The organism is Sphingomonas sp. AP4-R1 (assembly GCF_013113735.1).
Taxonomy (GTDB): Bacteria; Pseudomonadota; Alphaproteobacteria; order Sphingomonadales; family Sphingomonadaceae; genus Sphingomonas_I.
Window position 1 is genome coordinate 1,307,898 of record NZ_CP053346.1, and the last position, 24,063, is coordinate 1,331,960.

21 protein-coding genes are annotated in these 24,063 nt (G+C 67.0%); 8 read left to right on the forward strand and 13 right to left on the reverse strand.

Annotated elements, in window-relative coordinates; genetic code table 11:
• Window positions 1-76 precede the first annotated feature (76 nt).
• The 5 genes from HL653_RS06460 to recR all read right to left on the reverse strand — a co-directional run bounded on the left by HL653_RS06460 (window position 77) and on the right by recR (window position 8,078).
• Window positions 77-1,906, reverse strand: a complete 1,830-nt coding sequence (locus HL653_RS06460; RefSeq protein WP_171743793.1) for a diguanylate cyclase — start codon at window positions 1,904-1,906, stop codon at window positions 77-79.
• Window positions 1,907-1,994: 88 nt separating this feature from the next.
• Window positions 1,995-4,664: a phosphoenolpyruvate carboxylase gene (gene ppc, locus HL653_RS06465; protein WP_171743794.1), complete on the reverse strand. Its 2,670-nt coding sequence runs from the start codon at window positions 4,662-4,664 to the stop codon at window positions 1,995-1,997.
• Between the two features lie 371 nt (window positions 4,665-5,035).
• Window positions 5,036-6,691: a chaperonin GroEL gene (gene groL, locus HL653_RS06470; RefSeq protein WP_171743795.1), complete on the reverse strand. Its 1,656-nt coding sequence runs from the start codon at window positions 6,689-6,691 to the stop codon at window positions 5,036-5,038.
• A 200-nt stretch (window positions 6,692-6,891) separates the two neighbouring features.
• Window positions 6,892-7,179 carry a co-chaperone GroES gene (groES, locus tag HL653_RS06475; protein ID WP_171743796.1) on the reverse strand — a complete coding sequence of 96 codons (288 nt, stop codon included), beginning with the start codon at window positions 7,177-7,179 and terminating at the stop codon, window positions 6,892-6,894.
• Between the two features lie 302 nt (window positions 7,180-7,481).
• Window positions 7,482-8,078, reverse strand: a complete 597-nt coding sequence (gene recR, locus HL653_RS06480; RefSeq protein ID WP_171743797.1) for a recombination mediator RecR — start codon at window positions 8,076-8,078, stop codon at window positions 7,482-7,484.
• Between the two features lie 183 nt (window positions 8,079-8,261).
• On the opposite strand from recR, the gene fmt reads away from it, so the two are divergent.
• The 3 genes from fmt (at window position 8,262) to HL653_RS06495 (ending at window position 12,440) form a co-directional block, all read left to right on the forward strand.
• On the forward strand, window positions 8,262-9,167 hold the full coding sequence (fmt, locus tag HL653_RS06485; protein ID WP_171743798.1) for a methionyl-tRNA formyltransferase: 906 nt from the start codon (window positions 8,262-8,264) through the stop codon (window positions 9,165-9,167).
• Window positions 9,164-9,904 carry a tRNA pseudouridine(38-40) synthase TruA gene (gene truA / locus HL653_RS06490; protein ID WP_171743799.1) on the forward strand — a complete coding sequence of 247 codons (741 nt, stop codon included), beginning with the start codon at window positions 9,164-9,166 and terminating at the stop codon, window positions 9,902-9,904. Before fmt ends, truA begins: the two co-directional genes overlap by 4 nt.
• A 190-nt stretch (window positions 9,905-10,094) precedes the next feature.
• On the forward strand, window positions 10,095-12,440 hold the full coding sequence (locus HL653_RS06495; RefSeq protein WP_253717629.1) for a TonB-dependent receptor: 2,346 nt from the start codon (window positions 10,095-10,097) through the stop codon (window positions 12,438-12,440).
• Between the two features lie 96 nt (window positions 12,441-12,536).
• Here HL653_RS06495 and HL653_RS06500 read toward each other — a convergent pair whose 3' ends face one another.
• The 7 genes from HL653_RS06500 to HL653_RS06530 form a co-directional block, all read right to left on the reverse strand.
• Window positions 12,537-13,196, reverse strand: coding sequence for a spermidine synthase (locus HL653_RS06500; RefSeq protein ID WP_253717632.1), 660 nt, complete (start codon window positions 13,194-13,196; stop codon window positions 12,537-12,539).
• Window positions 13,197-13,312: 116 nt separating this feature from the next.
• Entirely contained in the window at window positions 13,313-13,552 is a 240-nt protein-coding gene (locus HL653_RS06505; protein WP_171743800.1) for a hypothetical protein, read from the reverse strand.
• Between the two features lie 215 nt (window positions 13,553-13,767).
• Window positions 13,768-14,778, reverse strand: a complete 1,011-nt coding sequence (gene trxB, locus HL653_RS06510) for a thioredoxin-disulfide reductase (protein ID WP_171743801.1) — start codon at window positions 14,776-14,778, stop codon at window positions 13,768-13,770.
• A 149-nt stretch (window positions 14,779-14,927) separates the two neighbouring features.
• Window positions 14,928-15,347 carry a hypothetical protein gene (locus HL653_RS06515; RefSeq protein ID WP_171743802.1) on the reverse strand — a complete coding sequence of 140 codons (420 nt, stop codon included), beginning with the start codon at window positions 15,345-15,347 and terminating at the stop codon, window positions 14,928-14,930.
• A complete protein-coding gene (locus HL653_RS06520; RefSeq protein WP_171743803.1) occupies window positions 15,304-15,711 on the reverse strand; it encodes a hypothetical protein in 408 nt (135 codons plus the stop codon). Before HL653_RS06520 ends, HL653_RS06515 begins: the two co-directional genes overlap by 44 nt.
• Before the next feature lie 5 nt (window positions 15,712-15,716).
• Window positions 15,717-16,181, reverse strand: a complete 465-nt coding sequence (locus tag HL653_RS06525; RefSeq protein ID WP_171743804.1) for a hypothetical protein — start codon at window positions 16,179-16,181, stop codon at window positions 15,717-15,719.
• Between the two features lie 186 nt (window positions 16,182-16,367).
• The gene (locus tag HL653_RS06530) at window positions 16,368-16,787 is read right to left on the reverse strand and encodes a low affinity iron permease family protein (protein WP_171746816.1); all 420 of its coding nucleotides are present in this window, start codon (window positions 16,785-16,787) and stop codon (window positions 16,368-16,370) included.
• A 221-nt stretch (window positions 16,788-17,008) separates the two neighbouring features.
• Between HL653_RS06530 and def the strand changes: the two genes are divergently transcribed.
• Window positions 17,009-17,542 (forward strand): peptide deformylase, encoded by a 534-nt coding sequence (gene def / locus HL653_RS06535; protein ID WP_171743805.1) that lies wholly within the window; start codon window positions 17,009-17,011, stop codon window positions 17,540-17,542.
• A gap of 269 nt (window positions 17,543-17,811) precedes the next feature.
• Here the strand turns inward: def and HL653_RS06540 are convergent, their stop codons facing one another.
• Window positions 17,812-18,201 carry a four-helix bundle copper-binding protein gene (locus HL653_RS06540; protein ID WP_171743806.1) on the reverse strand — a complete coding sequence of 130 codons (390 nt, stop codon included), beginning with the start codon at window positions 18,199-18,201 and terminating at the stop codon, window positions 17,812-17,814.
• A gap of 122 nt (window positions 18,202-18,323) precedes the next feature.
• Between HL653_RS06540 and rmuC the strand changes: the two genes are divergently transcribed.
• The 4 genes from rmuC (at window position 18,324) to HL653_RS06560 (ending at window position 24,039) form a co-directional block, all read left to right on the forward strand.
• A complete protein-coding gene (gene rmuC / locus HL653_RS06545; protein WP_171743807.1) occupies window positions 18,324-19,760 on the forward strand; it encodes a DNA recombination protein RmuC in 1,437 nt (478 codons plus the stop codon).
• A gap of 127 nt (window positions 19,761-19,887) precedes the next feature.
• Window positions 19,888-20,982, forward strand: coding sequence for a sensor histidine kinase (locus tag HL653_RS06550; RefSeq protein WP_171743808.1), 1,095 nt, complete (start codon window positions 19,888-19,890; stop codon window positions 20,980-20,982).
• A 60-nt stretch (window positions 20,983-21,042) separates the two neighbouring features.
• Window positions 21,043-22,464 (forward strand): APC family permease, encoded by a 1,422-nt coding sequence (locus HL653_RS06555; RefSeq protein WP_253717635.1) that lies wholly within the window; start codon window positions 21,043-21,045, stop codon window positions 22,462-22,464.
• A gap of 180 nt (window positions 22,465-22,644) precedes the next feature.
• Window positions 22,645-24,039: an efflux RND transporter periplasmic adaptor subunit gene (locus HL653_RS06560; RefSeq protein WP_171743809.1), complete on the forward strand. Its 1,395-nt coding sequence runs from the start codon at window positions 22,645-22,647 to the stop codon at window positions 24,037-24,039.
• Window positions 24,040-24,063 lie beyond the last annotated feature (24 nt).

The following is a 24,063-nucleotide window of genomic DNA, read 5'->3' on the forward strand; positions in this document are numbered from 1 at the left end:
CACGCAATCCGGGGTCGAGCGGAAAAGCGCCGGATGGAGGCCGGGGAGCGGGGGCTGGGTGGTCCGAAACCGGGGATCAGGCGGCGAGCTTGACGCGGTTGCGGCCGCCGCTCTTGGCCGCATAGAGGGCGCGGTCGGCGCCAGCCAGCAATTCGGCCGGATCCTGTCCGCGGCTGTGCGCGGCGATGCCGACGCTGACGGTGACGGTGGGCAGGATTTCGGCGCCGGCGTCCCCCGGCCGCTCGATCATTCCGCGCAGCCGTTCCGCCACCACCGTGGCGTCTTCCGGATTGGCGCCGGGCATCAGGATCGCGAATTCCTCGCCGCCGAGCCGGCCGACCAGATCGCCGCTCCGCACCACGCTGATCGCCCGGTTGGCGACCAGCTGCAGCACGCGATCGCCGATCGCATGGCCGTAGGAATCGTTGACCAGCTTGAAATGGTCGACGTCGAAGATCGCGACCGCCAGGGCCCAGCCGAATTCGTTGGCCGCCTCCACCTGTCGTTCGAGGTGGCGGAGGAAGGCGCGGCGGTTGGCAAGGCCGGTCAATTCGTCGGTGGAGGCGAGCAACGTGGCCTCGCGCGCCTGCTCCTCGGCGCGGCGCTTGGCGGACATCACATGCTCTTCCAGCTTCTTGCGATCGTCGATGTCGCGCAAGGTGCCGGTGGTGCCGGCCATCATGCCGTTGCTGTCGCGCAGCGCCTGGATCGAAAGCTCCATCCAGCGCACTTCGCCCAGCAAGGTGCGGAAGCGCAGCAGCCGGCGCGTGTTCCGCACGTCGCCGTCCAGCACGGGCTGCGCCCATTCGCTGAACTCGGCCCGCTCGCTCTCCTCCACCCAGTCGAGCCAGCTGCGGCCCTCGCTGCGCGCCACCGTATAGCCGGTCAGCGCCTCCCAGGCGGGGTTGAGATAGGTCCAGCGGCCCTTGCGATCGGTGCGGAAGATCACCTCGCCGATATTCTCGACCACGGTCTTGAAATGGTCGGCCAGCAGATAGGCTTCCTCGCCGCGCCGGTCGCTCTGGGTGAGCGCTGCGGCCACGGGCAGGGATGACAGGAAGGTCACCGCCAGAAAGAATTGGAGCATCAGCAGATGTCCGGCTCCGTCGACGCCGCCATGCACCGCGATCGGGCCGTGGCCTTCGGCCGTGGCGCGCGCGGCGATCGTCGCGACGATCACGATCGAGACGACCGCACCCAGCTGTCGCATCCGGAAGGTGGCGAACAGCACCACGGGCAGCATCAGGAACAGGATCGGCAGACGCGTGCCGAAGAAGATCAGGAACGCCGTTCCGGCCACCAGCCCGAGCAGCAGCACCGATTCGACGAGCCGCCTGACCGAAATGTCCCGCGCCGTGCCCGTTTCGATCAGGCGGCTGATCACGATCACGGCCGGCGCCACGATGGCGAGGCTGAGGCAGGTCGCGCTGTACCAGTTGACGATCGTCTGCGGGAAAGGCGCGCCCAGCGCCCAGTGCAGGCCGGCCGCGCCGAGAACGGACGAGAAAACGGGCGCGATCGTGCAGGCCACCGCGAAGACCAGAACGTCGCGGATGCGCTCGAACGCGCCGCTGATGCCGCCGAACAGCGCCACCAGCAACGCCGCCCCACCCGCTTCCACCACGTTCGCGATGGGGAAGAGCAGGATCAGCAGGCGGGGTTCGTGCAGCAGGAAGGCGGAGGCGAAATTGCCGAGCACGGCACCCGCGATGATCCAGAAGCGATCCCAGCCGTCCCGGCCACGCGCGATCAGCAGGCCCAGCAGGATGCCGTTCGCCGGCCACAGGCCCGCGCGATTCGAAGCCTGCGTGGCAACGAACTCGCTCGCCAGCGCGGCGAGAAAGAACAGGCATGCGCTGATGCACGCCAGGCGCCAACGCCGCCCAGCGATCTCCCCCCCGACCATGGCCCCCCATGTATGTCGCATCACAAACCTCACAGGCCATGATGGGCCCGAGGCTGTTAACAGTGCCTTACGCCTGCCCCGCGCGACGTCAACCGCTGTTACGTAAAGCGGTCGCGATCGCGTTGATAGAAAGCTGAATTCCCTCGCCGATCCGGGGATCGTCCTCGCCCGCGCGATGCCGCTTGATGAGTTCGATCTGGAGCAGGTTCAGCGGCTCGATATAGGGCAGTCGCAGCCGCACCGACTCTTCCAGCTTGGGGCTGCTCTCCAGCAGGCGGCTGTCGCCGGTCAGGCCCAGCAGATTGTCGCGCGCCAGCTCCCAGCCCTTCCGAATCTCGCCGAAAATGGCCATTCCCGCGGCCTGATCCTCGACCAGGCCGAGATAGCGTTCGGCGATCGCCATGTCCGATTTGGCCAGCACCATCTCGAGATTGGCGAGCGTCGTCTGGAAGAAGGGCCAGCGTGCGGCCATGTCCTTCAGGAGCGCCTTGTCCTCGAATTCGGCCAGCGCATGGCCCACGCCGTACCAGCCCGGCAGCATCACGCGCGCCTGCGCCCAGCTGAACACCCAGGGGATGGCGCGCAGATCCTCGATCCGGTCCGATTTGGTGCGACTCGCGGGACGCGACCCGATTTTCAGGCCGGCAATCTCGTTGATCGGGGTGAACTGGCGGAAGAAGGTGCGGAAACCCTCCGTCTCATAGACCAGCCCGCGATAGGCGCGGAACGCATTGCCCGAAATCTCGCGCATCGCCGCATGGAAGCGCGCCTCGCCCTTCACCTCGCCCGGATCCAGGCTGGTGAGCAAGGTTGCGGCCGCCATCGCCTCCAGATTGAGCGCGGCGGCGGGCTTGGTGCCATATTTGGCGGCGATCACCTCGCCCTGCTCGGTGATCCGGATGCGGCCCTTCACGGTGCCGGCCGGCTGGGCGAGGATCGCCGCGAAGGCCGATCCGCCGCCGCGACCCACCGCGCCACCCCGGCCGTGGAACAGCTGCATCGCCACGCCCGCTTTCTCGAACACCGGCTTCAGCGCGCGGCTCGCCTCGTTCAGGCTCCAGACGGAGGTGAGATAGCCGCCGTCCTTGTTCGAGTCCGAATAGCCGACCATCACCTCCTGATAGCCGCGCGCGGACACGCGCACCGAAACCTCGGGCAGGTCGAAATAGGCCTTCATGATCGCCGGGCCGTTTTCGAGATCCTCGATCGTCTCGAACAGGGGCACCACCATCATCGTCGAGGCGGCCGGATCGTCGGCGCGATAGAGGCCGACTTCCTTCAGCAGGATGTCCACCTCCAGCAGATCGGAGACGGTCGCGGTCTTGGAGATGATGTAGGTGGTGATCGAGGCCGGGCCATATCTGGCATGCGCCTCGGCGGCGGCCTGCACGATCGCCAGTTCGCCGGTGGTTTCTTCCGAATAGCGCAGATGCGTGCCGGTCAGCGGGCGCGGCGTGCGCAGCTCGCGCCGCAGCAGCGCGACCTTGGCGGCCTCGTCCAGCGCGACATAATCGGCCTCGACCCCCGCCACCTTCAGCAGCTCCGCCACGACACGCTCGTGCACGTCGCTATTCTGGCGCAGGTCGAGCGTGGCGAGGTGGAAGCCGAACGTCTCCACCGCGCGGATCAGGCGACCCAGCGCGCCGCTGGAGGCGAGCGTCCCGCCCCCGTTGGCGGCCAGCGCGTGGGCGAGATCGACCAGATCGTGGCGCAGCTCGGCCGGCGTCGCATAGCGCTCGGCCGGGTGGGCCGGCACGCGCATCGGCTGCTTGCCGCTGATCGCCGTGTAGGTCGCGGCCACGCGCGCATAGATGCCGGTCACGGCGCGGCGATAGGGCTCGTCCGCACGCGCCGGGCCGTCATCCTGCGAGGCGGTCGCCAGCGCCTCCACCTCGTCCGTCACGGGCGCCAGCTCGCTGGAGATGGAAAGCTCGCCACCCAGCGCGTGGAGCAGCGCGCAATAATGCGCCAGCACCGCCTCGGACGAACTGCCCAGCGCCAGCCGTAGCGTCTCGGCGGTCACATAGGGGTTGCCGTCGCGGTCGCCGCCGATCCAGCTGCCCGGCTTCAGGAAGCTCTTCGGCCGGGAGCCCAGCACGCGCTCCCAGCGCGCATAGAGGGCGGGCAGCACCGGCAGGAACACGTCGCGCAGATAGGAGAGCGCGGTTTCGATCTCGTCCGCCACGAACAGCCGCTCGCGGCGCAGCGGCCGCGTCTGCCACAGCAGGGCGATCTGGCGGAGGATCGCCTCCTCGATCAGGTCGCCGTCCGGCGTCTCGGTCGCGCCGGTGTCGCGCAGGCGCATCAGGTTGGCGATGCGGTTGCGGTGATCGATCATGCTCTTGCGGCGCACCTCGGTCGGGTGCGCGGTCAGCACGGGCACGATCAGCCCGTGATCCAGCATGTTGGTCGCCTGATCCGGGCTGATGCCGTGGCCCGCCAGCCGCTCCAGCGCGGCGGAGAGATCGGCGTCGGGATCGGTCGCCACGCCCTGCCGGTCTTCGGCCAGGTTGGCGAGCATCGAGAAGAGCATGAAGCCGCGCGTGAAGGCCAGCGTCTCGTCGATGCTCAGCGCATCCAGTCCGGTGTCGACCTCGCCCGCCAGCCCGCGCGCGCGATCCACCGAGGAGGAACGGATATATTCGATCCGCCGAAAGAGTGCGTCGCCCCCATAGGCGCGGATCACGTCGCCCAGCAGGCGGCCGAGATAGCGGATGTCGGGATTCTGGGCGATCGGGGGAGGGGCGACGTGAGCCATGTCCCATGCTGCGCCGCAACGCGGAGTCGGGTCAATGCGGGCCGACGGATTAGCCGCAGATTATGGCCGATGCGGTGCGCTTATACCTCAATCACAACCCATCGCTTCGTCATGGCGAGCGTAGCGAAGCAATCCAGCTCCGACAGCGCGGGACTGGATTGCTTCCCCCGGCTCAAGGCCGGGGTCGCAAGGACGAGTCGGGGACGCCCGGCAAAGAAAAAGGGCCGGAGGATTGCTCCCCCGGCCCCTTCTTCGGGTCTGTTCGGAACGGGGCACGAGGCAAAGCCTCGCGCCGTGGGTCGGGCAGCGGAGCCGCCCGCCGGCCGTTCTGATTCCGTCTCCGGCGCAGCATTCGCTGCGCCGGTGCGAAATCAGAAGTCCATACCGCCCATGCCGCCCATACCACCCATGCCGCCGGGCATGCCGCCGCCGGCCGGAGCCTTGTCCTCCGGAGCGTCGGAAATCGCCGCTTCGGTGGTGATCAGCAGGCCGGCGACCGACGCCGCATTCTGCAGCGCGGTGCGGACCACCTTGGTCGGATCGATCACGCCGGCCGCGACGAGATTCTCGTACTTGTCGGTCTGCGCGTTGAAGCCGAGCGTGGTGTCGTTGCTCTCGAGCAGCTTGCCCGAGACGACGGCGCCGTCATGGCCCGCATTCTGCGCGATCTGGCGAACCAGGGCGGTCAGAGCCTTGCGGATGATGTCGATGCCGCGGGTCTGGTCGTCGTTCGCGCCGGTCAGGCCTTCGAGAGCCTTCGAAGCGTAGAGCAGGGCCGTGCCGCCGCCGGGGACGATGCCCTCTTCGACAGCCGCGCGGGTCGCGTGCAGCGCGTCGTCGACGCGATCCTTGCGCTCCTTGACCTCGACCTCGGACGAACCGCCGACCTTGATCACGGCCACGCCGCCGGCGAGCTTGGCGAGACGCTCCTGGAGCTTCTCACGGTCGTAATCGCTGGTGGTGTTCTCGATCTGCTTGCGGATCGCCTCGACGCGGCCCTTGATCGACGCTTCCTCACCCGCACCGTCGACGATGGTGGTGTTGTCCTTGTCGATAGTGACGCGCTTGGCGGTGCCGAGCATGCCGAGCGTGACGCTCTCGAGCTTGATGCCGAGATCCTCGGAGATCACCTCACCCTTGGTCAGGATCGCGATGTCTTCCAGCATCGCCTTGCGGCGATCGCCGAAGCCCGGCGCCTTGACGGCCGCGACCTTCAGGCCGCCGCGCAGCTTGTTCACGACGAGCGTGGCCAGAGCCTCGCCCTCGATGTCCTCGGCGATGATCAGGAGCGGACGACCCGACTGGACGACGGCTTCCAGGATCGGAAGGATCGCCTGCAGGTTCGACAGCTTCTTCTCGTGGATCAGGATGTAGGGATCCTGAAGCTCGACGGTCATCTTGTCGGGGTTCGTGATGAAGTAAGGCGAGAGGTAGCCGCGGTCGAACTGCATGCCCTCGACGACGTCGAGCTCGAATTCAAGGCCCTTGGCTTCCTCGACGGTGATCACGCCTTCCTTGCCGACCTTCTCCATCGCCTCGGCGATCTTCTCGCCGACGACGGTGTCGCCATTGGCCGAGATGATGCCGACCTGGGCGACTTCCTTGGTGCCGGACACGGGCTTCGAGCGCGACTGCACGTCCTCGACGACCTTGACGACGGCGAGATCGATGCCGCGCTTCAGATCCATCGGGTTCATGCCGGCGGCGACCGACTTCATGCCCTCGCGCACGATCGCCTGGGCGAGAACGGTCGCGGTGGTGGTGCCGTCACCGGCATTGTCGTTGGTCTTCGAGGCCACTTCGCGCAGCATCTGCGCGCCCATGTTCTCGAACTTGTCCTTGAGCTCGATCTCCTTGGCGACGGTGACGCCGTCCTTGGTGATGCGCGGCGCGCCGAACGACTTGTCGATCACGACGTTGCGGCCCTTCGGCCCCAGCGTGACCTTCACCGCGTCGGCGAGGATGTCGACGCCGCGCAGGATGCGCTCACGGGCGTCGCGCGAAAACTTTACGTCCTTCGCTGCCATTTGAAATTCCTTCCTAAATCCGAAGCCCGAGGGCGGGCGTTAATTCAAACCGTTCGTGCTGAGCCCCGTTCGTGCTGAGCGAAGTCGAAGCACATGCTTCAAGCGGTGGTCCCCCATGTCACGTCCTTCGACTGCGCTCAGGACGAACGGGGTACTTGAAGCAGGCTGGGCCTCAGCCGACGATCCCGAGCCCGTTGGCCTTAGCCGACGATCCCGAGAATATCGCTTTCCTTCATGATCAGCAGGTCCTTGCCGTCCACCTTGACCTCGGTGCCGGACCACTTGCCGAACAGGATGCGATCGCCTTCCTTGACGTCGAGCGGCGTGACCTTGCCGTCCTCGGCCTTCGCGCCGGTGCCGACGGCGATGACCTTGCCCTCCTGGGGCTTTTCCTTGGCGGTGTCGGGGATGATGATGCCGCCGGCCGTCTTTTCCTCGGCCTCAACGCGTTCGACGAGCACGCGATCGTGCAGCGGTCGGAAACCCATGTCTGTCCCTTTCCTGCAATAAGGGCAGGGTAAAAGGCTCCAAGCCCCCGATCCCCCACCCGTTGCGTCAAAATCTGTTGGCACTCGCGCAAAGAGAGTGCCAGCCCGCATATGTGTGGGGGGTCCGGGAGTGTCAAGGAGCGCCCCGGCAGGCTTTTTTGATACCGCCTTCCCCTCCCCGGAAGGGAGGGGATCGAGGGGTAGGCAGCGGGCGGCAGCACCTCCGCTTCTAGCTCGGAACCACCTTAACCCGTTCGTGCTGAGCCTGTCGAAGCACCGTTCTTGCTTCCTTCGGGGACCAGCTAGCTTACAGGCCGCCGCGCGCGCAGCGCCTGCGCCAGCGTGCCCTCGTCCAGATAATCCAGCTCGCCGCCCACGGGCAGGCCATGCGCCAGCTGGGTCACGCGCACGGGAAAGCGCTCGATCCGTTCGGCCACATAATGGGCGGTGGTCTGGCCCTCCAGCGTGGCGTTCATCGCCAGCACCACCTCGTCGATCCCGCCCGCCTCGATCCGGCCGAGCAGGCGATCGATCCCCAGATCCTCGGGCCGCACGCCCTCCAGCGCCGAAAGCCGCCCGCCCAGCACATGGAAGCGCCCCGGAAAGAGCCGCGTGCGATCCAGCGCCCACAGGTCCGCCACTTCCTCCACCACGCACAGCATGCGCGCATCGCGGCGCGGATCGGCGCAGATCGCGCACGGATCGGTCGTATCGACATTGCCGCAGGTGGAGCAGGTGGCGAGCTTCTCGTTCACCGCCTCCAGCGCCCGCAGCAACGGGTTGAGCGCCGCCTCGCGCTTCTTCAGCAGATGCAGCACCGCCCGCCGCGCCGAACGCGGCCCGAGGCCGGGCAGGCGGGACAGAGCTTGCGTGAGCGCATCGATCTCGGGGGAGGCCATTGCGTCGAGAGATAGGGGGTCGGCACGCGGCCGTCACCCTCCCTTCCTTCGCCTCTTCCGTTTGGTTCGAGCCTGTCGAGAACCTCTTCCGGAGAACGGTTCTCGACAGGCTCGAACCAAATGGGTGGGTATGGCCACCAACTTCAGCATGACGCTCGCGCCCGAACCCTCTAAGCGCCCCCCATGCGCCTTGCCTTCATGGGAACGCCCGATTTCGCCGTGCCGACGCTCGATGCGCTGGTCGCCGCCGGGCATGAGATCGTCGCCGTCTACAGCCAGCCGCCCCGGCCCGCCGGGCGCGGCAAGGCGCCGCGTCCGGGCGCGGTCCACCAGCGCGCCGAAGCGCTGGGGCTGCCCGTCCGCACCCCGCTCACCCTGCGCGACCCGCAGGCGCAGGCGGAGTTCGCCGCGCTCGATCTGGATGCGGCGATCGTCGCGGCTTACGGCCTGATCCTGCCCCAGCCCGTGCTGGACGCGCCCCGGCTCGGCTGCCTCAACGTCCACGGCTCGCTCCTGCCGCGCTGGCGCGGTGCCGCGCCCGTGCAGCGCGCGATCCTCGCCGGAGACGCGGATACGGGCGTCACGATCATGCAGATGGAGAAGGGCCTCGATACCGGCCCGATGCGCCTGATCCGGCCCACCCCCGTCGCGGGCAAGAGCGCCGGCGCGCTCACGGACGAACTGGCGCGCATGGGCGCCGCGATGATGGTGGAGGTGCTGGCCGATTTCGCCGCCTTCCCGCCGATCGCGCAACCCGAAGAGGGCGTCACCTACGCCACCAAGATCGAGAAGGCCGAGGCGCGGATCGATTTCACGCAGACCGCCGAGCAGGTCGCGCGCCAGATCCTCGCCTTCAATCCAGCCCCCGGCGCCTTCTTCGAGGTGCAGGGCGAACGCATCCGCGTGCTGGAGGCCGCGCCCGTTGAAGGGGCAGGCGAACCCGGTACCGTCCTCGACGATCGTCTGACCGTCGCGTGCGGGGAGGGCGCGATCGCTCCCTCTCGCGTCCAGCGGGCCGGGCGCGGCGCCATGTCCGTGGCCGAATTGCTGCGCGGTTTCGCGATCCCGGCCGGCACCCGCCTCGCATGACGCGCTTCCGCCTCACGGTGGAGTTTGACGGCGGCCCTTTCATGGGCTGGCAGCGGCAGGCGCACGGGCCCAGCGTCCAGCAGGCGATCGAGGAGGCCGTCTTCGCGGTGACCGGCGAGGGAAGCGCCGTCTATGCCGCCGGACGCACCGATGCGGGCGTCCACGCCACCGCCATGGCCGCGCATGTCGATGTCGCAAAGGACATCGCGCCCTTCCGCCTGATGGAGGCGCTGAACGCGAAGCTGAAGCCCCATCCCATCGCGATCCTGGCGTGCGAGGCGGTGCCGGCGGACTGGCACGCCCGCTTCTCCTGTCTCGGCCGCGCTTATCTCTATCGCATCGTCAATCGCCGTGCGCCGCTCGCGCTGGAGGCCGGCCGCGCCTGGCGCATCGCCCGCCCGCTCGACGAGGCCGCAATGCACGACGCGGCGCAGATCCTGGTCGGCCTCCACGATTTCACCACCTTCCGCTCGGCCCATTGCCAGTCGGACAGTCCGGTCAAGACGCTCGACCGCCTCTCCGTGCGGCGCGAGGGCGAGGCGGTGCTGGTGGAGGCCGCCGCGCGATCCTTCCTCCATCATCAGGTTCGCTCGATGGTGGGATGCCTCGCTTTGGTGGGGCAGGGGCAGTGGAGCCCGGCCGATCTGAAGGCCGCGCTGGACGCGCGCGATCGCGCCGCGCTCGGCCTCAACGCCCCGCCGGACGGCCTCTATTTTGTGAACGCGGTCTATCCGTAGACCGACGTCCCGTAGTGGGAGAATGTCGCTTTCCCGGTGATAGTGCGTCGCATTGTTGCATCGCGGCCACGCTTCCTTACGAACCGGAAAGCGCAGCGAAACTGTCATAATCGCGTGCAATAGGCGCCCCCCACGAAGGCTGGTGCAGAAGACAAGATGTCGTCGCGGGCCTCGTCGATGGGGGCCTATCTTGAAGACACTCGCTTTCGCGCTGACCAGCGCCATGTGCCTGACGCTTGCCGTGCAGGCCAATGCCGAGGTTGCGGCTGCCGCAGACGCTCCGGCCGATGCCTCCACCGCCGAAGCGGGTGACGATATCGTCGTGGTCGGCAGCGGCCAGACGCGCTCTGTCTCCACCCTGCTGCCGTCGAACCTCGACGTGCTGCCGCCGGGCACCAGCATCCAGAAATCGCTGAACTTCCTGCCGGGCGTCAGCGCGCAGTCGATCGACGCGCTGGGCGTGAACGAACAGTCGCTGACGCTGCAGGTGCGCGGCTTCAACACCACCCATCTCGGCTACACGCTGGACGGCATGCCGCTCGGCGACGGCGCCTATAACAATTATAACGGCCTCACGATCAGCCGCGCCTTGATCTCCGAAAATCTCGGCCGCGCCGATCTCGCCACCGGCATCGCCGGCCTCGGCATCGCCTCGACGAGCAACCTCGGCGGCGCGCTCATCTATCAGTCGAGCGATCCGAAGAAGGATCTGGGGATCGAGGGCAGCGCCACTTTCGGCAGCGCGGCGAGCAAGCGCGGATTCCTGCGCCTCGATACGGGCGATCATGCCGGCCTGTCGGCCTATATTTCGGGCCAATATACCGAACAGGATCTGTTCGTGAATCAGGGCGCTTACAAGAAGTCGACCGGCAAGCAGTTCAACGGCAAGCTCGTCTACGCGTTCGACGGCGGCAAGCTCACCGCCTTCGGTGATGTGTCGCGCACCAATCAGGCCGACGACGCCTATCTGTCGAAGGACATGCTGAACCGCCTCGGCTGGGATTGGGCCGGTTATGCGCCGGACTGGAATTCCTATATCGGCGTCGCCGCCTGCACCGTGACGACGACGCCCACCAAGTGCGCCGCCGCGCCCTCGCCGCAGAAGAATGCGGACGTCACCTTCACCAACGGCCAGATCCTGCGCAATGACGAGCTGTTCTACGTGGCGGGCGACTATTCGTTCACCAAGGGGCTGAGCGCGCACCTGCAGGCCTATCGCCACACCGACAAGGGCGCCGGCAACAACTTCATCACCGGCCTGTCGAACCAGGGCACGACGACCACGGCGGACGATCTGCCCGTCCAGATCCGCGACACGCGCTACACGATCGATCGCTCCGGCGTGCTCGGTCATGTGAGCTGGGCGCTCGGCTTCAACCGGATCGAGGCGGGCTTCTGGATGGAGGACAATGTCAGCAGCGCCTCGCGCTACATCCGCACCAGCGTGAAGGGCCCGTCCAGCCTCGCCAGCTTCCTGTCGGGGCAGCCGGAGACGGCGCAGTGGATCCAGGAGACCAACTGGAAGACGCGCCAATTCTACGTGCAGGATACGGCGAGCTTCTTCGATGATGCGCTCAGCATCGATTTCGGCTTCAAGAGCACCTATTCCCGCTCGGCCGCGCAGGCGGAGCCCGGTTTCTCCAAGACGCCGCCGCCCGCCTCCACGCAGTTCGCCACCGGCACGCTCGTCGCCAAGGATCATTTCCTGCCGGAGGTCGGCGCGCGCTGGAATATCGGCAACGGCCACGAGGTTTTCGCCAGCTATGCCGAGAATATGGCCATGTATCAGGGCGGCTTCAAACTCGGGCCGCAGTCCGTGTCGCAGGCCGTGTGGGATGCGCAGGGCGCGACGCTGAAGCCGGAAATCTCGAAGAGCGTCGAGGGTGGCTACCGCTATGTCAGCAGCCATCTGCAGGTGTCGCTGAGCGCGTACAACGTGAACTTCAACCACCGCCTGCTGCAGTATAATCCCTGCCCGACCAACCAGCAGCAGAATCCGGGCTGCGGCAACAGCTTCCACAATGCCGGCGGCGTCACCAGCCGGGGCGTCGAGCTGGGCGTGCTGTGGAAGCCGCTGCCCTGGATCAACTGGTACAATTCGGTCTCGTACAACAAGTCGACCTATGACGAAGATCTGAACTGGTGCACCACCACCTGCGTCATCAAGCAGACCAAGGGCAAGCAGCAGGTCGATACGCCGAAGGAGCTGGTCTCCAGCGTGCTGAGCCTGAAGAAGGACGGCTTCTTCGGATCGCTGCAGGGCAAATATACCGGCCGCCGTTATTACACCTACACGAACGACCAGAGCTTCGGCGGCTATGTCACGATGGATCTGGGCGTCGGCTATGATTTCGGCAAGGTCGGCCCGCTCAAGGGCGCGAAGCTCTCGCTGAACGTCACCAACCTGACGGACAAGCGCTATGCGTCGAACTTCGACAGCAGCGTGTTCGCGCCGGACGATGCCAGCGGCTCGATCGTCGTGTTCCACTCCTCGGCGCCCCGCCAGTTCTTCGGGACGTTCGCGTTCGAGTTCTGATGTCGGGCACGGCGCCTCCTCTTCGCCTTCATGGCGGAGAGGAGGCGCCAGACGGTTTCAGTCCTCCGGGCAAATGCTGAGGGCCGATATCCGGAATCAATCGGATTTGCTGGCCAGCCAGATCGTGTGCCGCTGCGGATCTCTCGTATCGCCGGCATCCACCGCGATTTCCTGAACCGAGAAGCCGCACTTCCCCAGTCGCGGGCCGAAAGTCGCATCGGGATAGGCCGACCAGATGGCGAGGATGCCGCCCGGCCGCAGAGCGGCATAGGCCGCGCGCAGGCCCCAATTGGAATAGAGGCGCTCGTTCGCCACGATGATCAGCCCGTCGGGCCCGTTGTCCACGTCCAGCAGGATCGCGTCATACGTATCGGAATGGCGATCGATCACGTCATGCACGTCGCCCACCGTCAGCGAGACGCGGGGGTCCGCCAGAGACTGGCCGACGACATGCGCCAGTTGCTTCCTCGCCCAGCCGACGACGCCGGGAACGAGCTCGACCACGTCGATCACGGCATGGGCCGGCGCCGCGGCGAGGGCCGCTGCCAGCGTGAAGCCCATGCCGAGCCCGCCGATCAGCAGGCGTCGCGCGTCATCGCCCAGCCGCTCGCAGACCAGAGTGGCCAAAGCGCGTTCGGATTGCGTCGCCCAATTGCCCATGAGCTGTTCGCGGCCATAGACGATCTCATAGTCCTGGCCGCTGCGGAACAAATGCAGCTGGCCGCCGCCCGGAATGTCGACAGAATCGATGAGCACGATGGCTTCCCGCCAAGGGGCGCCCGTCGGCGCCGGATGATAGGCCTGTTGGAACGTCTTCCCGTCGTGCGCGGGGATGTCGCGGCGGCCCGGCAGACCGGGCGCCGACGCCGAACCTAGCGTTGGGTAACGGGCACGCCGCGCGAGGCGAGCGCCAGCGGCGTGCGCGCCACCGGGCCGTTCACGATATTCTTGCCGTAGGCGCGGGCGACGATGGCGGCGGCGTCGGCATTCCGCAGCACCAGCCGGATGATGCCGCTGGGCAGGGTCTCGATCACGCTGATCGGCGCGCCCAGCTTGGTGCAGGTGGCGATGACGTGATCGTGGGTCGCATCGATGTTGAGGGCTCGCGACATGGAAACTCCCGGCAGGATAAGCGGGAGCACATCGTCTCTCAGCCGTCGGCGCTTATTGCAGATTGCCGACGATGCGCGGGCGTCTAGCATGTTCGGCCAGAGAGACCAAACCGCAGGCGCCCGGATCAGCACGGCGCCCGTCAGGCCCGCACTGGGGACGCGCTAGCGCAGGTTGGAGGGTGGGGGACGGCACGGCGGCCGCCCCTCCGTTCCTGTTACTCGGCGTGTTCGATCGCCGGGTCCACCGGATGGCCGGCGGCCGCGTCTTCCGCCACCGGATAATCGGCCGCCTGCAGGAAGCGTTCGGCGTCCAGCGCGGCCATGCAGCCCGTGCCCGCCGCCGTGATCGCCTGGCGATAGATCTTGTCGCTCACGTCGCCCGCCGCGAACACGCCGGGAATGTTGGTCAGGCTCGTGCCGGGGCGGCCGACGATATAGCCCTCGGCGTCGAGGTCGAGGCCGGTGCCCTGGAACACGGCCGTCGCCGGCGAATGGCCGATCGCGACGAAGCCGCCCTCGGTCTCCAGCTGGCTGATTGCGCCCGTCACCGTGTCGCGCAGTTCGATCGCGACGAGGCCGGCGGCGCCTTCGCCCTCCACGAAGCGCACCACTTCCTTGTTCCACAAGGGGGAGATGGCGTGATGCTTGAACAGACGCTCCTGCAGGATCTTTTCGGCGCGCAGCGTGTCGCGGCGGTGGATCAGCGTCACGTCATGGCTGTGGTTGGTAAGGTACAAAGCCTCTTCCACGGCGGTGTTGCCGCCGCCGATCACGGCCACCTTCTTGCCGCGATAGAAGAAGCCGTCGCAGGTGGCGCAGGCGGAGACGCCCTTGCCGCCCAGTTCGGCCTCGCCCGGCACGCCCAGCCACTTGGCCTGCGCTCCCGTCGCGATCACCAGCGTGTCGCATTTGTAGATGGCGCCGCCGTCGCCCTTCAGCGTGAAGGGGCGCTCGGAAAGATCGACCTCGACGATCGTGTCCCACATCATCGTGGCGCCGACATGCTCGGCCTGCGCCTGCATCTCCTCCATCAACCACGGGCCCTGGATCACGTTGCGGAAGCCGGGATAATTCTCGACATCGGTGGTGATGGTCAGTTGCCCGCCCGGCTGCAGGCCCTGCACCACGATCGGGGCGAGGCCGGCGCGCGCGCCGTAGATGGCGGCGGAAAGCCCCGCCGGGCCCGATCCGAGGATCAGCATGCGGGTGGAATGGACGGCGGTCATCGAAGGCCTCTTGAAGCGCGAAAAGTGGCCGCAGAGATAGGGAGCCACACCCCGGCAAGGCAAGTTTCGATGATCGGATGCTCGCAGGCGCCGGCAACAGCGGCGCCACGGGCGAGCGGTTACGCTACGCTACGGGCGGATTCGGGGATTTACTGGACGCCGAGCTTCAGCAGCTCGATCTCGCGCTTCAGGCGCGCCACTTCCAGTTCGAACACCTGGCTGCAATCGATCCGCTGCGGCTTGCGGCCGATCGGGATCGTGATGCGCGCATAGGCGGTCGCCTCGTTGGGCGCCTGATCCGCATAGAGGATCGACGACTGGTTGTTCCGGTCGCGCGTGCTGCTGGTCGTGCCGGCCACGCCCAGATCCACATAAGGTCCGCTCGAATTGATGCTCTGGCGGCAGCGCGTGCCCCCGGAGGTCTCGATCGAATCCTCGCCGCCGGATCCGGTAGGCGCGGGGGGCAGATAGACGCCGCTCGTGCCCGCCTGCGCGGGCGCCGCGAGGCCGCCTACGACAAGACCGCTAGCCGACGCGGCGAGCAGTAATTTTCGAACACACGCGGGCATTGATCATCACCCCTTCGGGAGGCGTCTTGCGCTGGGCGCAGACGCGGAATTTGTAGGTCTCGCCGGCCGCCAGCGCCGTCGCGACGACCAGGATGCGGCGGTTGCGCTGGCTGCCCAGCTGCACCTCGGCGGGCAGGATCGCCACCCGATCCTGCGCGGTCTCGTCGTCCAGCCCCACGGGATAGAGAACGAAGTCGGTCGCCTCCGGATAGGGATTGTAGAGTTCGAGCGAGAAGCCTTCCCGCGGGCCGTCGATCACGCCCTGCAGGACGAGCGGACCGAGCCCGACGGCGGCGGCCGATGAGGCCGCCAGTATGGCTGCGGTGCCCAGTGCCACGCGGGCCAGGGCCTTGCGGGACAGCATCCCGCTCACTGCTGGCAGGTCACGGTCGAGGTGACGGTGTAGGTGCCGCTGGCGAAGCCGTCCGTGTTGGTCGCCTTCGCCTTCACGGTGACCGTGTCGAGCAGCCGGTTCATCGTGTAGTTCGACGCGCTCGGCGTATAGGCCTGCGCGGCGCCGCCGGGCGAGGTGTAGGCCATCTGCGTCGTCGCGGCGGCGATCGAGGCCGCCGGGCCGCCCAGCGTCGGCGCGGTGAACTGCAGCTGCGGCGCCGTGCCCGTGGCGATCACGGCGAGGATCGCGTTCGTGCCGAGCGTCTCTTCCGACGACAGCGTCGTGCCGGTGGTGGACATGGCCAGCACGCCCGGCGTGGAGATGTTGATCACGCACGTATTCGCCACCGCGCCCGTGAAGGTGATGGTCGCGGCATGAATTGGGCTGACAACAGCGAAACAACATCCGGCCAACAAGGTGGCAATACGCAGATGATACATTTTCCGAATCTCCCGGAAAAAAGCCAAATAGAGTGCAAAGGTCACTCTTTGCTGGCTTCTCTCTAGGCCGGAATGGTTAATACGCGACTAAGTGATGGATCGGATCGGGATAAAAATCCAGCGATAGCGACAACTTATCGGAATGTACCAAATGGTTCGCGGAAAACCGCCACTTTTGCCATGCCGTCAACGACGTCGGAGAAGATTTTCGAGAAAGCGGTCACTACTTGGTTTTTCTGGAGATTCGAGCTGTTCATCTTCGCATTCTTTTTCCAGATCTGCGCGGATTTTCTCGATTTCCCGCTCCGTTTTATGCTCGATGCCGATGAACTGGCCGCGCGCATCGGCCAGAGCGCGGATCAGCTCGTCCAGCTTGGCCTGCATCGCCGCCGCATCCCGATTCTGGCTATTCTGGATCAGGAACACCATCAGGAAGGTCACGATCGTCGTCGCGGTGTTCACGACGAGCTGCCACGTATCCGAATAATGGAAGACGGGGCCGGTCAGCCCCCACAGGGCGATCAGGCCCAGCGCGATGACGAAGGCGAGCGGCTGGCCGGTGGCGAAGGCGATCTTCGATGCGATCCATGTGAAAATCCGGTCCAACATCGAAATCCTCTTCCCTGTGGAGATGCGCCTATCGGCGCATGACGGCACCGGCTCGCTCCCCACCCGACCTCCCACAGAGTAAACTGGTTGGGAGGCCGGGTGGGGGAGCGGGCCGGTGCCGCCTCGAAATGCGCTCTTCCGCGCGTTTCGCAAACAGCGATCATGCTGATCGAAAGCGGCCGCTTGAAGGCGTCAGGGACAGCGCATAAATGAGGCCGATGTCCATTCGTCCCATCCTGGAGGCACCGGATCCCCGGCTGCGCGTGATTTCCACCCCCGTCGAAACGGTGGATGACGGGGTGCGCGCGCTGATCGCCGACATGTTCGAGACGATGTATGACGCGCCGGGTATCGGCCTTGCCGCCGTGCAGGTCGGTGTGCCCAAGCGCATCCTCGTGATCGATCTTCAGGAAGACGAGGGCGAGGATGGCGAGCGCATCCGCAATCCGCGCGTGTTCATCAATCCGGAGCTGAGCGAGCCGGCCGAGGAATTCTCGGTCTACAACGAAGGCTGCCTGTCGGTGCCCGATCAATATGCGGACGTGGAGCGCCCGGTCGCGATCCAGGCGCGCTGGCTGGACGAGCAGGGCGTGGCGCATGACGAGCGGATCGAAGGCATGCTCGCCACGTGCCTGCAGCACGAGATGGACCATCTCGAGGGCATCCTCTTCATCGATCACCTGTCGAAGCTGAAGCGCGACATGGTGATGAAGAAGCTGGAAAAGGCCCGCCGGATGAAGCGCGCGGCGTAATCTGAATACCGCCGTCATCCCGACGAAAGTCGGGATCCACGTTTCGACTCACTCCACGCTTGGCCTGAGCCGCCGATTTGGATCCCGACTTTCGTCAGGATGGCGGTGGTTTTGCTAGAGGTCGTTTGAAAATGCGCGGAAGAGCGCATTTCGAGGCGGCACCGGCCCACTCCCCCATCCGGCCTCCCAATCAGTTTACTCTGTGGGAGGCCGGGTGGGGAGTGGGCCAGTGTCGCAACGCGCCGAATGGCGCGTTCTCAAACACTCTCTCAGTGCAGCGTCGCCAGCGCCTCGCGGCAATCGTCGGCGCATTCGCGGCACATCGTCGCGCAGAGCGTGCAATGCTCATGGTCATGCTTGTCGCATTCGGCGGCGCACAGCATGCACGCCTCGATGCAGGCGGTGAGCACCGCGCGCACCATCGCATCGTCGTCCCCCGTCATCCGTGTCGCCACCTTCGCGGCGGCGGTGCAGACGTCGGCGCAGTCCATGCAGGTGCGGATGCACTGGCTCATGTCCATCGGTTCGGCCGAGCAGGCGTCGGCGCAGGAGGTGCAGAACAGCGCGCAATACATGGCGTGCTTGGCGGCGAGCGCCAGCGGCTCGTTGATATGGCCGGCGACCTTGGGGTGAAGGCCGATCATCTTGCGGACGGACATAGAGCGCTCTCCTTCTGCGCGGCGTCTCCCGACCCAACCATGAGGCCGGCGCGCCGTTCCTGCCAGCTTGCAATTGATCCGCGCCCAAGGCAAGTTCGCGCTCTGTTCCGGATGAGGCGTGCATGTCGGCGATGGTGGTGGTTCTGGTCGCGGTGGCGGCTCTGGCGCTGGGCGCGGCGATCGGCTGGCTGTTGCGTGCCGGTCCGCTGGCGGCGGCCGAGCGCAGCGCCGCCGAGTTGCCGCCGCTGCGCCTGATGGTCGACGGGCTCACCCGCGAGCGGGACGCCTTCCGGGGCGAGCGCGATGCCGCGCGGCTGGATCTGGCGACGGCGCGCGCGGTCGCCGGCCGGGTCGAGGCGCTGGAGGAGGCGCTGGGCGCGGAGCGGGCACGCTCCTCGGGGCTCGCCGCCGAAAAGGCCGCGTTCGAGCGCGGCGAGGCCGAGCGCGCGCAGGCCCATGCCGCGCAGATGGCCGATCTCGACAAGCGCTTCGGCGATCTGGCGGGCAAAGCGCTGGGCGACGCGCAGAAGCAGTTCCTCGAACGCGCCGACCAGCGTTTCGCGCAGGCGGGCGAGAAGAGCGAGGCGCAGCTGAAGGCTTTGCTCCAGCCGGTCGAAACGACGCTCAAGCAATATGACGAGAAGCTCGGCGCGATCGAGAAGGCGCGCGACGAGGCCTATGGCGGCCTGAAGGAAGCCGTCTCGCAGCTGTCGCAGGGCAATGAGGTGGTGCGGCGCGAGACGGCGCGGCTCACCAACGTGCTGCGCTCCAGCCCCAAGCATCGCGGCCGCTGGGGCGAGGAGCAGCTCCGCACGATCCTCGAATCGGCGGGCATGACCGAGAATGTCGATTTCTCGCTCCAGACCAGCATCACCGATGGCGAGCGCCAGCTGCGCCCCGATTGCGTGATCAATCTGCCGGGCGGCCGCACGATCGTCGTCGACGTCAAATGCCCGCTCGTCCATTTCGAGCAGGCCTATGACGAGGAAGACGAAACGGTCCGCGCCGCGCTCCTCCTCAAGCATGCCGATGCGATGAAGGCCTATGCCGCCGATCTCGGCCGCAAGGGCTATTGGCGCCAGTTCGATCTCTCGCCCGATTTCGTGATCATGTTCGTGCCGGGCGAGCATTTCCTGTCCGCCGCCGCCGAGCGCGCGCCGGACCTGATCGAGCAGGCCTTCCGTTCGGGCGTGATCATCGCCTCCACCATCAACATGCTGGCGCTGGCCAAGGTGATGGCGGGCATGTGGCGGCAGGAAGGGCTGGCGCGGCAGGCCGAGGAGATCGGCAAGCTGGGCAAGGATCTCTATGCGCGCCTTTCCAAGATGGGCGATCACGTCACCCGGCTGGGCAAGAACCTCAATCAGGCGACCGGCGCCTACAATGATTTCGTCGGCTCGCTGGAAAGCCAGGTGCTGACGCAGGCCAAGCGCTTCGAGGCGTTGAAGATCGATACGCAGGGCAAGGCGATCGATCCGCTGCCGATGGTCGATCAGGTGGTGCGGCCGCTGACCAAGCTGTCGGCGACGCCGGAGCAGGCGGCCGAAGCGGCCGAGTGATGCCGCCGCCCCGCCTTTCGGGGCGCACATGCCGGGCGATGCGATCGGCACGGCCAAGGAACGATTTCGGCGGTTTTGCGTCTGAGGGGTTCGGCCTGAAGCGGGCGCGCCTGCCGATAGGGCGGCGGTGACAGGGAAGGATCATGTGAAGGCGCCGCATCATTTCCCCCAGCATGATGGCGTGATGCGTGCCGCCATTCGCGCATTTGCGTGGGAAGATACCGCGCTGGGTCCGCCCGAGGCTTGGCCTGCCGGGCTGAAGACCCTCGTCGCGACGATCCTGGATTCCCGCTTTCCGCAATGCATCGTCTGGGGTGAGGGCCTCGTCACCATTCCGAACGATGCCTTCCTGCCGATCCTCGGCCGCAAGCCGGATGCGCTGGGTCGGCCCTTTTCGGACGTGTGGGCGGAGGTCTGGACCGATCTCGCGCCGATGATCGCCGCCACGTTCCGGGGCGAATCGACCTATATCGAGAATTTCCCGCTGGAGGTTGAGCGCGGTGCCGGTCCGGAGCGGGCCTGGTTCACCTTCTGCTACAGCCCGATCCGCGACGAACAGGGCGTGGTCCAGGGCATGCTGGACACGGTGATCGAGACGACGGACGCGGTGGAATCGGGCGCGCGGGCGAAATTGCTGGCGGACGAACTCGCGCACCGGATGAAGAACACGCTCGCCGTGTTCCAGTCCATCGCCCATCAGACCTTCCGTTCGCTCGACGGCGAGGAGGCGCATCGCCTGCTCGATCAGCGCCTTGCGGCGCTCGGCGCGGCGCATGAAGCGCTCACGCAGAGCGAATGGTTCGGCGCGCCGCTGAGCGATGTCGTCCGGCGCGCGCTGGCGGCGCACGTTCCGTCCCCGGATCGCGTTGTCCTCGCCGGGCCGTCCGTCCCGCTTGGTGGGCGGCAGGCGCTGTCGCTCGCGCTCGCGGTCAACGAACTCGCGACCAATTCCGCCAAATATGGCGCGATGTCGGCGCCCGGCGGCAGGATCGTGGTCGATTGGGATGCGGATCTGCGCGCGGCCGACGGTCCCTTCCGCTGGCGCTGGCGGGAGGAGGGTGGTCCGCTGGTGACGCCGCCCAAGCGTCGCGGCTTCGGATCGCGCCTGATCGAGCGGGTGCTGCCGGCCGATTTCGGCGGCGAGATCAGCGCCGACTATCGGCCGGAAGGTTTTGCGCTAGAGTTGCGCGCGCGCACCGGAGGATTGACCGACATCGGCTGACGCGCAGGCGGAGCCGGGGACGATGGGGCGAAGCGAAAGAGTGGGCAGACGCGTGGCGCAATGGGCGGTGTACGCCCGCTGATGCAGGTCGAGCCGCACAAGCTTCCGCCCGTGCCGCATGGTCTGCCGGGCCTGCCGCGCTCGCTGGGCGTGGCGGGCGTGCTGTTCCTCACGCTCTCGGCGACGACACCCGCTTCTTCCGTCTTCGTGATCGTGCCGGGGATGCTGCGCGTGGCCGGATCCGGCGCGCTGATCGCATTGCTGATCGCCGCGATCGTCTGCGTCGCCACGGCCTATGTCTATGCCGAGCTGTCCTCCGCCTGGCCGATCGCGGGCGGGGAATATGTGATGGTCGCGCGCACGCTGGGGCCGATGGCGGGGTTCGTCGTGCTGGGCGTGAACGTGATCAACAATCTGATCTTCACGCCCGTCGTCGCGCTGGGGGTGAGCGATGTGCTGGCGCGCGTGATTCCCGGCCTGCCGCAGACGCCGGTGGCGCTCGCTCTGATAGCGCTGGCCACGGGCTGCGGGCTGCTCAACATCCGGACGAACGCGCTCGTCACTGGCCTTTTCCTCGTGGTGGAGCTGCTGGCGCTGGCGGCGCTCTGCTGGGCGGGGCTGATCGCGCCGGTGCAGGATCCCGTCGCCTTGCTTCTTCATCCGCGGATGCCCGGCGGAGCGGGGCTCGTCGCCGCCACGCCCGCCGCGATCGGCACGGCCACGACGATCGCGATCTTCGCGCTCAACGGCTATGGCATGGCGGTCTATTTCGGCGAGGATATGCGCGATGCGCCGCGCCGCATCGGCCGCGTGGTTCTGGCGGCGCTCTGCCTGACGCTGGCCACCGAGATCCTGCCCGTCGCGGCGGCGATCGTCGGCACGCCCGATCTGGCGGCTTTCCTCACGGGAGAGGATCCGTTCGGCGCGCTCGTCGCGGCGCGCGGTGGGCGGGCGCTGGGCGATTGGGTGGCGGCGGGCGTCGCCATCGCGATCGTGAATGCGGCGATCGTCTCGATTCTCGCCTTCGCCCGATTCTTCTATTCCACCGCGCGGGATGGTGTGTGGGGTGGCCGGCTGGATATCCGGTTGCAGCTGATCCACCCCCGGCTCGGCAGCCCATGGATCGCCACGCTGGGGATCGGCGGCGTGAGCCTCGTCTGCTGCCTCGTCCCGCTCGATCTGCTGCTCGTGCTGAGCGGCGCGGGTCTCGTCCTCACCTATGCCGCCATCGCTCTGGCGGCGTTGGTCGGGCGGCGGACGGGCGCCACGGCGCACGCCGCCTATCGGATGCCGCTCTTTCCCGTGGCGCCGGTGTTGACGCTGATCGCGCTCGCTTATGTCGTCTGGACGAGCTGGCTGGACCCGGAAGAGGGGCGGCCAGGGCTGATCGCCACCGGGATACAGATCGCCGTCTCGATCCTTTATTATGGGCTGGTCGTCCGCCGCAGGGGTGCGTGGGTAACGCGCGATCCCCTGGGCTGATATCGGTCGTTTCGGACCCGTCGGTCAGCGTCTGTTCAAAAAGGTTGGATTTTGTGCGCAGGTTGAAGCGGTTTTATTCGTACCTTGCGTCCACTCGCGTTACAGCGCTGCAATCTTTCGACGGTTCCGACAATCAAAGGGGGCAGCCTGCATCCGCAGTGCCCGGTACGAAGGTGATAGATGGAAGATCAGTGGGAGGAGCCGGTGGCCCGATCGCCGCATTCGCGGCGCAACGCCTGGATCGTGGTCGTCGTCCTCGTCGTGATAGCGTTGCTCGCCTGGGCGTTCACGCGCAGCGGCGGTCAGCCGTCGCGTAGCGGCGCCGGCGCGGCCGGCGCGCGCGGTGGCGCTGGCGGTCCCGGTGGCCCCGGCGGTTTCGGCGGCGGGCGCCGTCAGGCCGCGACGGTCGGCACCGAGAAGGTGACGGCGGCGGACATGCCGGAGACGATCGCCGCGATCGGCACCGTCACACCGATCGTCACCGCCACGGTGCGTCCGCAGCTTTCGGGCAACATCTTCACGATCGATTTCACCGAGGGGCAGATGGTCCGGAAGGGCCAGCTCCTCGCCCAGATCGATCCGCGCCCCTATCGCCTCGCCCTCAGCCAGGCGCAGGCGAATCTGGAGCGCGATCTCGCCCAGCTGAATCTCGCGCAGGTGACGCTCAAGCGATACCAGACCCTGCTCTCGCAGGATTCGATCGCCCGGCAGGAGGTCGACACGCAGGCCGCCAGCCTCAAGCAATATGAGGGCACCGTCGCGGCCGATCGCGCCGCCATCGGCACGGCGAAGCTCAACCTGCAATATACGTCGATCACCGCGCCGGTGTCGGGCCGCATCGGCCTGCGTCAGGCGGACATCGGCAATTATGTGACGCCGGGCGACACGGCCGGCATCGCCGTGATCACGCAGACCACTCCGATCGACGTGGCGTTCGCGCTGCCGCAGGACGATCTGCAGACGTTGCTCACGCGCCGCACGGGCGGCCGGGCCTTGCCCGTCACCGCCAAGGATCAGGGCGGCACGACGGTGCTGGCCGAAGGCAGCTTCCTGACCTTCGACAACCAGATCGATGCCACCACCGGCACGGTCCGCGCCAAGGCGCGCTTCGCCAACACCGATGGGAAGCTGTTCCCCAATCAGTTCGTGAACGTCGTGCTGGTGTCCGATACGCTGAAGGGCGTCGCCACCGTGCCCGTTTCGGCCGTGCGCCACGGCGCGCAGGGCGACTTCGTCTTCACGCTGCAGGAGGACAAGACCGCCAAGCTCGCGCTGGTGAAGACGGGCCCGTCCGCCGGCACGCGCATCGCCGTGCTTTCGGGCGTGAAGATCGGCGAGACGGTGATCACCGAGGGCGCCGACAATCTGGACGACGGATCGCCCGTGATCCTGCCCGGCGATGCGCGCCCCGATTTCAGCCGCAACCGCAAGAGCGGCTGGTTCTCCTGGCTGTTCGGCGGTTCGTCGGCAAAGGGCGGCGCGGACGGCGCGCCGTCTGCCGCGGGCGCGCAGGGCAATGCCAGCGGCGAGGGCGGCGAGCGTCGTCACCGCCGCACGGAAAGCGCCGGCCAGTGATCCTGCGCGTCGCCGTGATCGTGT